This window comes from Acinetobacter equi (assembly GCF_001307195.1).
Taxonomy (GTDB): Bacteria; Pseudomonadota; Gammaproteobacteria; order Pseudomonadales; family Moraxellaceae; genus Acinetobacter; species Acinetobacter equi.
Window position 1 is genome coordinate 191,154 of record NZ_CP012808.1, and the last position, 12,859, is coordinate 204,012.

Below are 12,859 nucleotides of genomic sequence, written 5' to 3' on the forward strand. Positions count from 1 at the left end.
AACATGGATGGCTTACTGTTTAAAATTGCATTGACCGCTTTTCTATTTTTTATAGGATGGATTTTTGGTCGTCACATTGAGCATAAACACTTACATGAACTAGAAGTACAAGAAGAAAAATTAGCTTATATCACTATAGATACCAATAAATTCAATACATCAAATCACTTTGGACAACTTGTGAGTAGTAATGTTGTACTCTCACATGACTATTTTAAATATATTATTTCTCTTATTCATAATTTCTTTGGTGGTCGTCTAAGCACTTATGAAACTGTACTTGATCGTGCAAGACGTGAGGCAGTTGTTCGACTCAAACAAGAAGCTGAGAAAATAGGAGCTCATCATATTATGGGATTACGTCTAAGCACTACAGAAATGGGCATGGATGGTGGCATGATTGAAGTCTTTGCTTATGGAACGGCTATTTCTAATAAATCCCAATAAAATGAAATACATCTAATATTGATAATCTTTTTCATAAGACTTTGGAATAACATATCTTACTCCATTAAATCTGAGTAAGAAATTTTGCTTTGAAGTCTTTCTATTTATTTCAAAACAATTTTCCTCATCCCCTGTCATTTCATAATGCTCTAGCCGACTACGAACTTGAATATCGAAATATCCATGTGTTTTTGTTGGTCGCATCACTAAGACTGAGTTTCGTTCTTCAATATCTGCATTACAACGCGTATCAGTATCCACAATGTATTCATTCACAATCAGACTATCTAGAATATGTTTTTTATTGTCTAAATCATATAAATTTAAGATAGTCGCATGATATGGGTGAACTTGAGATCTTAGAGAATAGTTTAATCTCAATCCAACAATACGATAACTAGGCTTCACAAAATAAGGAGCAAAATCCCAAGTAATACTCAAAAGTTCAACTGCATCTGAAAGTAATTTATCTTCAATGGCATAAAAGTAATCAACTTTTCTATTTTTATGATTCACACCTAAAATATAAAGTTGATAATCTCCTATTTCTTTTTCCTCATCATATTGCTGAACCGCATACACCATTAATAACTGATTTTCATTTTGAGGATTAGCCTTACAACTTATTAAATGACTTGGATTAAACTCTAAATCAACTTGGTTAAGCACATGGTCAATATTTTGTTCATTTTCACAATTAAATGCATAAACAAAAGATGAGATAAATAATTGTAAAAATATTGCTAAAAAATTAATTTTTATCATGATCAAAATCGACTTCTAATCATGCTTTAGAAGTCTTCCTCATTAAAAAATATCACTTCACTTTCGTTTTTCTAATCATTTTATATAAGGTACTTGGTGAAATCCTTGAAACCCAAGTTCCTAAAACTTCTTTACGTCCACCAATTACAATATATTCTTGCCCATTCAGTAAAGCTTTAATCGAAATATCTGCAAAGTCTTCAGGTTCTAAACCATTTTCAATAGCTTCATCCTGATGTCCTTGTGGCTGTCCTGCACCATTTAAAGCATTAAATGACACATTGGTTTTAACAAAACCTGGAAAAATTACAGAAACATCAACCCCCTCATTGGCAACTTCAGCACGTAAACTATTTGCCCACATATGAACTGCGCCTTTAGCAGCTGAATATGTCGCACGATACTGCGTACCCAATAAACCAGCCACACTTGAAACAAAAACAATTCGACCCGATTTCTGCGCTAAAAATGTAGGTAAAACAGTTTTTGTTAAAAAGACTTGAGAAAAATAATCCACTTCCATAATGGCACGTTCAGTTTGCATAGTTGTATCTGCAATTAAAGCTCTTTGGCTTAAACCAGCATTATTAATCAGCCAATCAATTCTTCCTTTTGCATTCAAAACTTTTTTATATGCCTGAAGTACCTGTTCTTCATCCGTAATATCGGCAGCAACAGATAAATGTTTTTCAGAATGGAGTAAGGCTAAACGAACACTTTCCAATTCATCTACACGGCGTGCTGTTAAAATTACTTCTGCACCTAATGCAGCACACTTTTCTGCCAAAGCTTTTCCTAAACCTGAAGATGCGCCAGTAATCCAAACCACTTTATTTTCTAAGTTTTTTAATTTACTCATCTTTAAACTTCTTCCTGAATTTAAATTCAAATTTCGCTTATTCTTTCATACATCATCTGAAATGATCTTTGGCAAAAAAGATGAAAGATCGCATATTGCTAATTCTTTTCTAAAAAGCCCATAAAATAACGAAAATAAACTTGCGATGTTTCTAAATCAAAATGAGGCACAATTTTTTGAATGCGTTTATATCCTAATTGTGTGGTGACATTAATCACTCCATTTAAGGTTTTGTCGACCACAAGATTAAACTTCAGCATATCTTTCGGTGTACGAATTAACTGACTTACGCCTTGATCAATAATTTTAATAAATAAATCAAATGTTGGGCGAATAAAAGTAGAACTACCCAAATTTAATTGTTCAACACAATTTAAAGCTTCATTCGCTAAAATATCATCAACAGTATAAGTTAAGAACCATTCACCATCTCGTTCTTCCATTTGCTCATAAATATAATTCACCATGGGCTTTAAACGTTCATTACTAAATAAAGAAATTGCCCATGGCATATATTTTTTTAAATTATCGGTAATTTGTTGCAGCGTATGTTCTGTTTCACCTACACCTTTAAAATTTTGTGCCGTAATAATACTAAAAACACGGTCAATCACTTCACATGAAATTTCGGTAAGAACATCACCTAAGGGCTTGGCTAAATTACTCGAACCGTCTTGATTCATTTCATGATGAATGCACTGAAACTTTTGAAATGTAGGCAAATTTAACTGTATACAAATTCGATAACCCATAAAATTCACTCCAATTTTTATCTTAAATTTTCAACTCAAATCATTGTTTTCATGAAAATGATCTTAACTCACTATCACATCATTTTTTATCTATCTGTTTAACATAGCGTACACATCACTAAGATGTCATTTTTTTTGCTACAATAGTTCTAATTATTCATTCACTTTTAATCCGTTCTGACTATGACTGATTCTGCGCAAAATATTGCTACGACTTATGATCCTACCGAGATCGAAAAAAAATGGTACAAGACTTGGGAAGAAAATGGCTACTTTAAGCCATCGGGTCAAGGCGACTCATTCTGTATCATGATTCCGCCACCAAACGTCACTGGTAGCTTGCACATGGGTCATGGTTTCAACAATGCCATCATGGATGCTTTGACACGCTATAACCGTATGTCTGGCAAAAACACATTATGGCAACCAGGTACTGACCACGCAGGTATTGCGACTCAAATGGTTGTTGAACGCCAATTAGGTGCTCAAAACATTAGTCGCCATGACTTAGGCCGTGAAAAATTCATTGAAAAAGTTTGGGAATGGAAAGAACAATCTGGCGGTAACATTACACGTCAAATTCGTCGCTTAGGTTCTTCTGTAGACTGGTCTCGTGAACGCTTCACTATGGATGATGGTTTATCGAATGCAGTTAAAGAAGTATTCGTAAAACTTCATGAAGAAGGCTTAATTTACCGTGGTAAACGCCTTGTAAACTGGGATCCTAAATTACAAACTGCCCTTTCTGACTTAGAAGTTGAGTCAGATAAAGAAGAACAAGGTTCTTTATGGCACTTCAAATATTTCTTTGAAGATAAGTCTCTTCGTACTCACGATGGTAAAGATCACATCGTAGTTGCAACAACTCGTCCTGAAACATTATTAGGTGATACAGCCGTTGCTGTTGCACTTGATGATGAGCGTTATGCAGACTTAGTAGGTAAAAACATTATCCTACCAATTACAGGTCGTGCGGTTCCAATCGTTAAAGATGAATATGTAGACAAAGAATTCGGTACAGGCTGTGTAAAAATCACCCCTGCACACGACTTCAATGACTATGAAGTAGGTAAACGTTGCGAATTGCCAATCATCAACATCTTCAACAAAAATGCTGAAGTTCTTGCTGAGTTTGAATATATCGCTAAAGCGGGCGAGCAAATTTCTAAAACGATTCCTGCACCTACGGACTATATTGGTTTAGAACGTTTTGAAGCGCGTAAGAAGTTAGTAGAACAAGCTGAAAGCGAAGGCTGGTTAGACCAAATTCAACCATATACATTGAAACCACCTCGCGGTGACCGTTCAGGTGTAATTGTTGAGCCGTTATTGACTGACCAATGGTATGTGAAGATCGCTCCACTTGCAGAACCTGCAATTAAAGCAGTGAAAGATGGTGACATCAAATTTGTACCTGAGCAGTACAGCAACATGTACATGGCTTGGATGAACAACATTCAAGACTGGTGTATCTCTCGTCAATTGTGGTGGGGTCACCGTATTCCTGCTTGGTACGATGCTGAAGGCAATGTATTTGTTGGTCGTGACGAAGCTGAAGTTCGTGCGAAAAACGGTATTGCCCCTGAAGTTGAATTGAACCAAGACGAAGACGTATTGGATACATGGTTCTCATCAGGTCTTTGGACATTCTCAACATTAGGTTGGACTGGCGACGAAGCGAAAGATAAAGAAAACTATTTCTTAAATACTTTCCACCCGACTGATGTATTGGTTACTGGTTTTGACATCATCTTCTTCTGGGTTGCTCGTATGATTATGCTTACGATGCACTTCATGAAAAATGAAGATGGTACGCCACAAGTTCCGTTTAAAACTGTGTATGTACACGGTTTGGTACGTGATGGCGAAGGTCAGAAAATGTCTAAATCTAAGGGGAACGTACTTGATCCTCTAGATTTGATTGACGGTGTTGATCTTGAAACTTTAGTACAAAAACGTACAACAGGTTTGATGAACCCGAAACAAGCTGCGAAGATTGAAAAATCAACCCGTAAAGAATTCCCAGAAGGTATTCAATCTTACGGTACAGATGCAGTTCGTTTCACATTCTGTGCGCTTGCGAACACAGGTCGTGACATTAAGTTCGACATGAAACGTGTTGAAGGTTACCGTAACTTTGCTAACAAAATCTGGAACGGTACTCGTTTCGTTCTTATGAATGTTGAAGGTCAAACTGTTGGTCAAACTGCACGTCCTGATCTTTGGGAATTGCCTGAACAGTGGATTGTAAGCCGTTTACAAAAAGCGACTGCTGCGGTGCAAACTGCATTTGCAACATACCGTTTAGACTTAGCTGCTCAAGCAATTTACGAATTCATTTGGAATGAATACTGCGATTGGTACGTTGAATTAACTAAGCCTGTATTAAACGATGAAAACGTATCTGAAGAGCGTAAAGCTGAAGTTCGTCGTGTACTTCTTTCTGTAATGGAATCTTCTTTACGTCTTGCGCATCCGTTAATGCCTTACTTAACTGAAGAAATTTGGCAAACACTTGCGCCAATGATTGGTTTGGGTGGCGAAACTATTATGCTTGCTCAGTACCCAACAACTGACGAAGCGTTAATGAATGACCAAGCTGAAGCAGATATGCAATGGCTTCAAGGTTTGATTGGTGCGGTACGTAACATTCGTGGTGAAATGGGTCTAGGTAATGCTCGCTTATTACCTGTTCTGCTTCAAAACACGACTGATGCTGAAAAAGCACAAATCGCACGTATTGAACCGTTGTTTAAAGCATTGGCGAAAGTTGAAAGCATTACTTTCCTTGCAGATGCTGAACAACCGCCATTGTCTTCATCTTCTGTAGTGGGTCATGTGTCTGTATTTGTTCCAATGAAGGGTTTAATTGACCCTAAAGCGGAATTGGGGCGTCTACAAAAAGACTTAGACAAGGTTCAAAAACAGCACGACCAAATTGCAACTAAACTTTCTAACGAAGGTTTTGTAGCAAAAGCACCTGCGGCTGTGGTTGAAGGCGAGAAAGTAAAACTTGCTGAATTTGCTGACCAATTAGCGAAGATTAAAGCGAATATGGAGCAAATTGCAGCGCTTTAATGCTGTAGTTTGATTCAAAAAAATCCCCTCTTAGTGAGGGGATTTTTTATACTAAATATTTTTCAATTTGGATGATCCACTCAGGTTTTTCTGAAATTTCTTGTCCACAATATAAATCACAGAGTTTAGCTTTATTACAATCAATAAATTTATGAATCTCGTCTTTTAAGTGCTTTGGATTGCCTTCAATTTTTTGTTCGGTATCTAAATATATTATTGAATCATCACCCTTGATGTAACTATTTAGAGCACTTTCATCAAATTTAAATTTAGAAAATATGTCTTTAATATTCTGTTCATTTGATTGCTCAATACAGCTACTTAAAGCATTATAAAAAGCCTTTGGCACTAGAGCTTCTTCAATCTCTGTTGGATAGTGAACTGTACTTTCAATAGTATGAAGTTCAATTTTTTGACTATTAGATTGTAATCTTCTAATTCTCATGATGTTACCAACATCTGATTTTTCCGAAAGTCTTACACCCTGTATGTCAGTATCAATTAAACAAAAAATCTTCCCTTTAAAGGTTTTATTATCATGACCTTGTGCAATAGGAGTATGTAAATAATTATATAATACCGCTACTATTGCACAGCTACCTACAGGTAAAAATTTAGTTTTTTGGATTAATTCTTCACTTAGATGCTTACATATATATTTCTTATCATCTTCGCTTTCAACGACAAGCCAATTTACATCTTGGAGACGTAAAGAACTAATTATAGATGATACTAAGTCAAAATAACTTTTGAATTGAATATCATCAGGATGCTGTCGCTGTTTAGCAAAATAATTAGAAAATGAAAATGGCTTAATTTCAGCTACTTCTGAATCTGATTGAATATGATGTAAAACACCTTCATCAATTATCGGTAAAGCACCATACCAATGAGTTGTAACAAATAACTGTACATTAAATTTTGTTGCCAATATTTGCAATCTTTTAAATTGGTCATAGCACATAGAAACATGTAATGATGATTCAGGTTCATCAATCGCTAAAATAATATTTTGGCTAAGTTTTCTTTCTTGTGTTAAAAATGCATAAGCTATATCTATTAGTGCTTTTTTTCTCTCACCTGCCGACATATTTTCGATAGGTTTACCATCTCGTTTTAATTTACGTTTGGAGAAAAATGAATCAACAATAATATCTGTAAGATGGTTAGCTGTAAGCTTGGTTTTAGCTTTATACTCTTTTTCAAAGTCATACTTATCATCAATTAATTGGACTGTATGAGCTACTTTACCAACGAAATCTTCTAAATCTGAATTGACTATATCCAATAAGCTTTTTTGAGATCTTCCTTCTTGTACTGGTGCTTTTTGGGTGAGCACTTTTTCTATTCTTTCTTTAATATTTTCACTCATCAAGTCCTGCATTCCTTTGGACTCTAATCTTAGAAAATCATTGAGTGATGTTTCTACAGGAATATATTGATATGAATATTTACTAATAAGATCTGACTTTAATTTTTCTAAAACCCTACGCAATTTTTTTCCATCTGATAATTCTGGGACTTTCTCTTTGATCTGCTTAATAACTGATTTATTAAACGTAATAAAAGCATTCTCAAGAAACTCTCCACTAGGTGAATGAGAGCTTAAAATCAAGTAATGAGTTTCGTTATATTTTTTTAAACAATCTCTATGCTCAAAAAAATTATTGTAAATTTTATAATTACCTGAATTTCCATCTAACTCCATAAAAAATTCATTAATAATTGGAATAATTTGCTGAACATCTTTATCAAATTTTTTTAATTCACTTTTTTCTATTAAAAAAACTGGAGCAACAAATGCATCATTTTTATTTTGATGAGTATTATATATAAACTCTCTATTGTTAAAAAAAGAATCTAAAGACTCTAAAATAGAACTCTTCCCTGCTCCATTTTGTCCAATAAAAAGATTAAAATTTTCAACGTCATTAATACCGAAAGGAATATATCGAGCACCTTTATATATTTTAAAGTGACGAAGAAAAACACCAACTAACATACAACCCCAAAGCACAAAATTATTCTATATTTCACGAATTTACCATGATTTAAAATTGAATCCTATTTATTATTGGTCTAATAAGTCTTATTACAGAAAACGAAATTTTAGATTCATAAGTTGTTTGGCACGTAAGAGTTGCCACATCAAATTTTCTGCATCTGTGGCGCATGGATTTGGCGAATTCTAATAGTTGGGGATCTATTTTCATTTTTATTTCCCTCTCAAATTTATTGTCATTATATGCGACGCAATGAAGTTCCCTCTCCTCTCAGGAGAGGGCTAGGGAGAGGTGAAGCTAGAGAATTAAATCTACAAAATACCCTCATCCCCTTGCGGAACCATGTTCCTCATCCCAAAGGGAGAGGGAGAAAAGCTTAAAGCACCTGATGCTCCAACAACATCTCCAACCCACTCTCTTTCCCCATATACATGAGTCTCTGTTTTTCTGCTTTAAGCTGTTGCTTCACCGCCGACACATCCGCATCAATCTGCTTATATAAGTCTGTAATATTCAGTTGCCCTTTTGACTTACTTACTGCAATTTTGGCTTTATTCGACCAAATAAGCGAATCAATTAACTCCTGAATCTGCATCTTTAACGCTTGGCTTTGCGCTTCCAACGCCTGTTGGTAAAACTTCACTTGCTCTGTGCTTAAACCTTTATTTGAACCATTTTTACTTTGCTCGACTTCAAGTTGCAATTTTAGTAAAAAGAACAAATCTTCCTGTTCATGGGCTTCATTAGCACGTTGTAACAGTTCAGTCTTTTCCGCTTTTTTAAACTCATCAGGCTCACGGTCAGGGTGAATGATTGAAGCAATTTTTAAATATACCGTTTTCAGTGATTGATTCACTAACTTTTCAGCTTGTGCTTGTTTATCCTCCTGACGTTTTAACTTGGCTTGTTCACGTGCTTGTAGGTATTTGTCACTGTTCCAACCTTCATCCAAACTTTCTTCTTCAACTTTTAAGTCTTTATTTTCAGGTTCGTTAAAAGACTCTGAACTTCTCTTCTTGGTTTTTTTCTTATCGTACTCGTTTGCCTGCTGATAATAAGCATACATCTTCTCAACCTCATACACCTGCTGTTGATTCAACATTCGAGAGCCTTGCAATAGACGAGCTAGAGCTTGAACCTTATCTTCAACTGTTGCTGTATCAGTTTTGTTGAAACGGTATAGATTCAAGCTATTCCACAATGTTTGCATTTGCTCAAACAAAGTTCTATATAAATCTCGATATGCAGGCATCAGTGCCTTTTGACTATAGGTACGAATTTCATCTTGTGCTTGTTGCCATGCAGCCAGCAACAGTTTTTGCTGTTCAATTTCATCAATTAAACGATTCAGCTTTTTATGTTGTGGTGAAACTTCAAGAACAGTTTGACCAGTAAGTTGGAGTTCCAAAGACATATACATTTCAATAAAAACAACGTGACACTATTATGCCTATCTCTCTAGAAAATACCTACGTTTAATCATTTAAGCTCTATAAAGTAGAGCTATAATAATAACTATAAATTCATCACTATATAAATATTATATAATTCACATATAACAATAATGAGTTTAAGTTTAATAAATTATTTTAATAACAAAAAATATATCTACTTGACAAAAATAGGATTTTAATCCAACATTTTATCTACAAAAAAAACTAAATCAAAATTTTAAAAATCTCAAACAATGTAAAAATTAACGACCAAAATAAAAAAGGATTAATCACGATGTTATTACAATATAATGGCTATAGCATAGAGCTAGAATCAACTTATATAAATCAACTTATCGCAGAAAATAAATTCAAACTAAATGGTACAATTGTAGAAAAAACACATTAATGTTTGAATTTGAAGCCTTTATTGAAGATGAAGAAATCATTATTGATGCTTATTACTCAGATAAAGACTTAGTCAAACTTTATATCGATGAAACGTATGAAATAAACTTCAATAGATATTTCAAAAAATCAGATTTTGAAAATTTTAAAATAATCCAAAAAACCTATTAACATATCAATTAGAATAAAATATATTTTTTATTCTAAATTTCACTTAATGTATAAATCAATTTACTCTGAAATTACTTTCAATCACCGAATAAAGGTTTAGAATGGATCTATATAAGTTTCATTTATCCTATATCCTTTCAATCTAGCCTTTTCTTCATTTTCAAACCTTATTAAGCTTTGTTCTTCTTTATATTGATCTATTTTTAATAATCGCTCTTGCATACTTAATCTTAAAAATTCATATTCCTGCTCTGGAATACACGTTAAATCAGACTCTAAATCTGCACCCATATAAGCATCTAATTTAACGGAATAATCCTTATAAAAATCGATTCTAAAAACCATTTCATCTAAATAAAACTTTGTTTCTATGCAAAAAAAAATCTGGGGTTTGTAACGCACTTTTAAAAGCTTCCACATTCAAAACTTCAGGTGCGATACACAAATAAGGTTGCTCAAAAAAGACTGAAATGCATTCTGTCTTATCATACCTTGCTTCATAAAGCTCAAAAAAATGCTGACATCCTTTATCTAATAAACTTTGAATATACTTTTGATACAATACAAATACATCATCGATATTCAACTGAGCATCAGCCAATTGAAAAACCATATAAATTGAAACAATGTCTCTCTCTTTAATTCGTATAGATAGCTCATTAACATGTTTAAATTGTAATTGACGAAATAATGTATTAATTGAAACAGACACTAAATCTGATGAGTTTTTATTGGCATAGCCTTTGGATACGAAATTAAAATCGTAGTCAGTATATCGGTTATAAATGGGTGGGAAAATAATATTTGCATCATCTAAGTTGCACTCCTGTTCAAGCTGAAAATATCCTTTCCGCCCTAACCCAATATTTAACTCAGAATTTTCAATTTTAATTTGCCCATAGCCCTCTATACTTTTATGAATTGAAAGATCATTATCTAATTTTTCAATTGGGCTTTGTCTGTAAACAAACGAGTCTTTTAAAAAATTTAAATAAAATACTCTATAAGCAAGTATAACCAATATTGTACAAGCTAAAGTCAATCCGATCAGAAATGCATCCATTCATTTCCTCCAAATTCTTTTTATTGTTAAATATTTCTTAAATATTATTCTACAAGAAATTTTTATTTTTTCTAGCGTAGATTCACATTAATATAATATATACGCCTTGAGCTTGTTTTAACTACAATTTCAAACCAAAAAAAATGTATATTTCAAATAAAAATAATATATAAAATACTCCTTACTTTACATTTTCTAATTAATTTTAAAATTCTTATGTGCTCATAGTTTTTTAAGATATTAATTCCTATCAACTATCCAGAACTTTCATACTATTATCAAAAGAAGGCTTAATAATTTAATTTATTAAAAAACATGTATAAAATTCACATTTTCACTATAAAAATACTAGGTGTACATTATAAATCACATAAATTTTATAATCAGAATTTCTGTACATAAGACTTATTCACATCAGCAAAAATATAATTAAATACCTAATATTAAAATATATTTTAATATTACTATTTCACTACCTTACATCAAATATATAATATTTAATGCAATTTAAACCTTATTTGAATTATAGTATATTTCACATAATTTATGAGAATTACATCTAGTTTTTTATTATTTTATAGACAAAAACATTAGTTACAAAATGTTTCTATTTTTCCTTAACCTCAATTTAAAAACCGTTTTTTTTTACTAAATATCAACAATAAAAAATAGCTGCACCCCTTATAAATACTCAACTTTCTAAAATAAAAGTAAAAACCAAGTCACATTTTAAGCATAGTAGTTCTATAAAATTATTCTACTTGAGGAAATATAGTTAAGTCGCATAAGATAAATGTGATGTAACTCTTTCGTAAATAAAAATACATCTTTTATACAGATGAATTCATTTTAAATAACGAAATAGTTAGTTGAAGAAAAAATTATATTAAAACGGAGTTTTATAGATGACATATCAATGCAGTAAGCTATCGGTTCTTTGTGCAAGTGTTTTAATGCTTGGTCTAAGTGCCTGTTCAGACAATAAGAAAGCACCTGCAAGCGAAGGAGCTGGTTCCGAAGCAACAATAACTTCGGGAACATTAGATAAAATTAAACAGTCAGGAACAATTGTTCTTGGTCATCGTGACTCTTCAATTCCATTTTCATATATTGCAGATAATCCAAACCAACCCGTTGGTTATGCACATGACCTTCAAATGAAAGTTGTTGAGGCTGTTAAGAAAGAACTTAACATGCCAGATCTGAAAGTACGTTATAACTTAGTCACAAGCCAAAATCGTATTCCACTCGTTTCAAATGGAACTGTTGACCTCGAATGTGGTTCTACAACTAATAATAAAGAACGTCAGCAACAAGTCGACTTCTCTTTAGGTTTCTTTGAAGTAGGCTCTCGCCTTCTTACTGCAAAAGATTCCGGTATTAAAGATTTCTCAGACTTAAAAGGTAAGAAATTAGTTACTACGGCTGGAACTACATCTGAGCGTTATATTCGTCAGCATCAACAAGAGTTAGGAATTGGGGAAATTATTTCAGCAAAAGACCATGCTGAATCATTCTTAATGTTACAAAATGGTCGAGCTGCAGCATTTATGATGGATGATATTTTACTTGCAGGGGAAAAATCTAAAGCTAAAGATCCAAACAAATGGGAAATCGTAGGGACTCCACCAATTCAAGAAGTCTATGGCTGTATGCTTCGTAAAGGAGATGCGGGCTTTAAAAAAGTGGTAGATGGTGCAATTAAATCAACCTATGATTCTGGTGAAATTAATGAGATGTACAAAAAATGGTTCTTATCTCAAATTCCACCAAAAAACATTAACTTAGACTTCGCAATGTCAGATCAGGTTAAAGCTTTAATTAGCTCACCACATGACCGTGATCAATAATTTAAAACAATAAAATTTATTTCAGGCAAA

General features: G+C 33.1%; 11 protein-coding genes and 1 pseudogene. 4 read left to right on the plus strand and 8 right to left on the minus strand.

Annotation, left to right across the window (positions count from 1 at the left end; translation table 11 throughout):
- The first annotated feature begins 3 nt into the window (after nucleotides 1-3).
- Nucleotides 4-447 carry a YbjQ family protein gene (locus AOY20_RS00875; RefSeq protein WP_054580122.1) on the plus strand — a complete coding sequence of 148 codons (444 nt, stop codon included), beginning with the start codon at nucleotides 4-6 and terminating at the stop codon, nucleotides 445-447.
- Between the two features lie 12 nt (nucleotides 448-459).
- On the opposite strand, the gene AOY20_RS00880 is transcribed toward AOY20_RS00875, so the two are convergent.
- From AOY20_RS00880 to AOY20_RS00890, 3 genes are all read right to left on the minus strand, one after another.
- On the minus strand, nucleotides 460-1,212 hold the full coding sequence (locus AOY20_RS00880; RefSeq protein ID WP_054580123.1) for a PA3715 family protein: 753 nt from the start codon (nucleotides 1,210-1,212) through the stop codon (nucleotides 460-462).
- Between the two features lie 52 nt (nucleotides 1,213-1,264).
- Nucleotides 1,265-2,071 (minus strand): SDR family oxidoreductase, encoded by an 807-nt coding sequence (locus AOY20_RS00885; protein ID WP_054580124.1) that lies wholly within the window; start codon nucleotides 2,069-2,071, stop codon nucleotides 1,265-1,267.
- A 98-nt stretch (nucleotides 2,072-2,169) separates the two neighbouring features.
- Nucleotides 2,170-2,823, minus strand: coding sequence for a hypothetical protein (locus tag AOY20_RS00890; RefSeq protein WP_054580125.1), 654 nt, complete (start codon nucleotides 2,821-2,823; stop codon nucleotides 2,170-2,172).
- A gap of 183 nt (nucleotides 2,824-3,006) precedes the next feature.
- Between AOY20_RS00890 and AOY20_RS00895 the strand changes: the two genes are divergently transcribed.
- Complete coding sequence (locus AOY20_RS00895) at nucleotides 3,007-5,901, plus strand: valine--tRNA ligase (protein ID WP_054580126.1); 2,895 nt, start codon at nucleotides 3,007-3,009, stop codon at nucleotides 5,899-5,901.
- A 46-nt stretch (nucleotides 5,902-5,947) separates the two neighbouring features.
- On the opposite strand, the gene AOY20_RS00900 is transcribed toward AOY20_RS00895, so the two are convergent.
- From AOY20_RS00900 to AOY20_RS00905, 3 genes and pseudogenes are all read right to left on the minus strand, one after another.
- Nucleotides 5,948-7,903, minus strand: coding sequence for an AAA family ATPase (locus tag AOY20_RS00900; RefSeq protein ID WP_054580127.1), 1,956 nt, complete (start codon nucleotides 7,901-7,903; stop codon nucleotides 5,948-5,950).
- A 99-nt stretch (nucleotides 7,904-8,002) separates the two neighbouring features.
- Nucleotides 8,003-8,114 (minus strand): annotated as a pseudogene (locus AOY20_RS14895) (endonuclease domain-containing protein); the annotation flags it as partial.
- Nucleotides 8,115-8,280: 166 nt separating this feature from the next.
- Nucleotides 8,281-9,318 carry a hypothetical protein gene (locus tag AOY20_RS00905; protein WP_054580128.1) on the minus strand — a complete coding sequence of 346 codons (1,038 nt, stop codon included), beginning with the start codon at nucleotides 9,316-9,318 and terminating at the stop codon, nucleotides 8,281-8,283.
- A gap of 427 nt (nucleotides 9,319-9,745) precedes the next feature.
- Between AOY20_RS00905 and AOY20_RS14710 the strand changes: the two genes are divergently transcribed.
- Complete coding sequence (locus AOY20_RS14710) at nucleotides 9,746-9,916, plus strand: hypothetical protein (protein ID WP_158319983.1); 171 nt, start codon at nucleotides 9,746-9,748, stop codon at nucleotides 9,914-9,916.
- A gap of 96 nt (nucleotides 9,917-10,012) precedes the next feature.
- On the opposite strand, the gene AOY20_RS00910 is transcribed toward AOY20_RS14710, so the two are convergent.
- Together AOY20_RS00910 and AOY20_RS00915 are read right to left on the minus strand one after the other, a co-directional pair.
- Nucleotides 10,013-10,207: a hypothetical protein gene (locus AOY20_RS00910; protein WP_144424745.1), complete on the minus strand. Its 195-nt coding sequence runs from the start codon at nucleotides 10,205-10,207 to the stop codon at nucleotides 10,013-10,015.
- Between the two features lie 55 nt (nucleotides 10,208-10,262).
- Nucleotides 10,263-10,979 carry a hypothetical protein gene (locus AOY20_RS00915; RefSeq protein WP_054580130.1) on the minus strand — a complete coding sequence of 239 codons (717 nt, stop codon included), beginning with the start codon at nucleotides 10,977-10,979 and terminating at the stop codon, nucleotides 10,263-10,265.
- A 905-nt stretch (nucleotides 10,980-11,884) separates the two neighbouring features.
- Between AOY20_RS00915 and AOY20_RS00920 the strand changes: the two genes are divergently transcribed.
- Entirely contained in the window at nucleotides 11,885-12,829 is a 945-nt protein-coding gene (locus tag AOY20_RS00920; protein WP_054580131.1) for a transporter substrate-binding domain-containing protein, read from the plus strand.
- The last annotated feature ends 30 nt before the right edge of the window (nucleotides 12,830-12,859 follow it).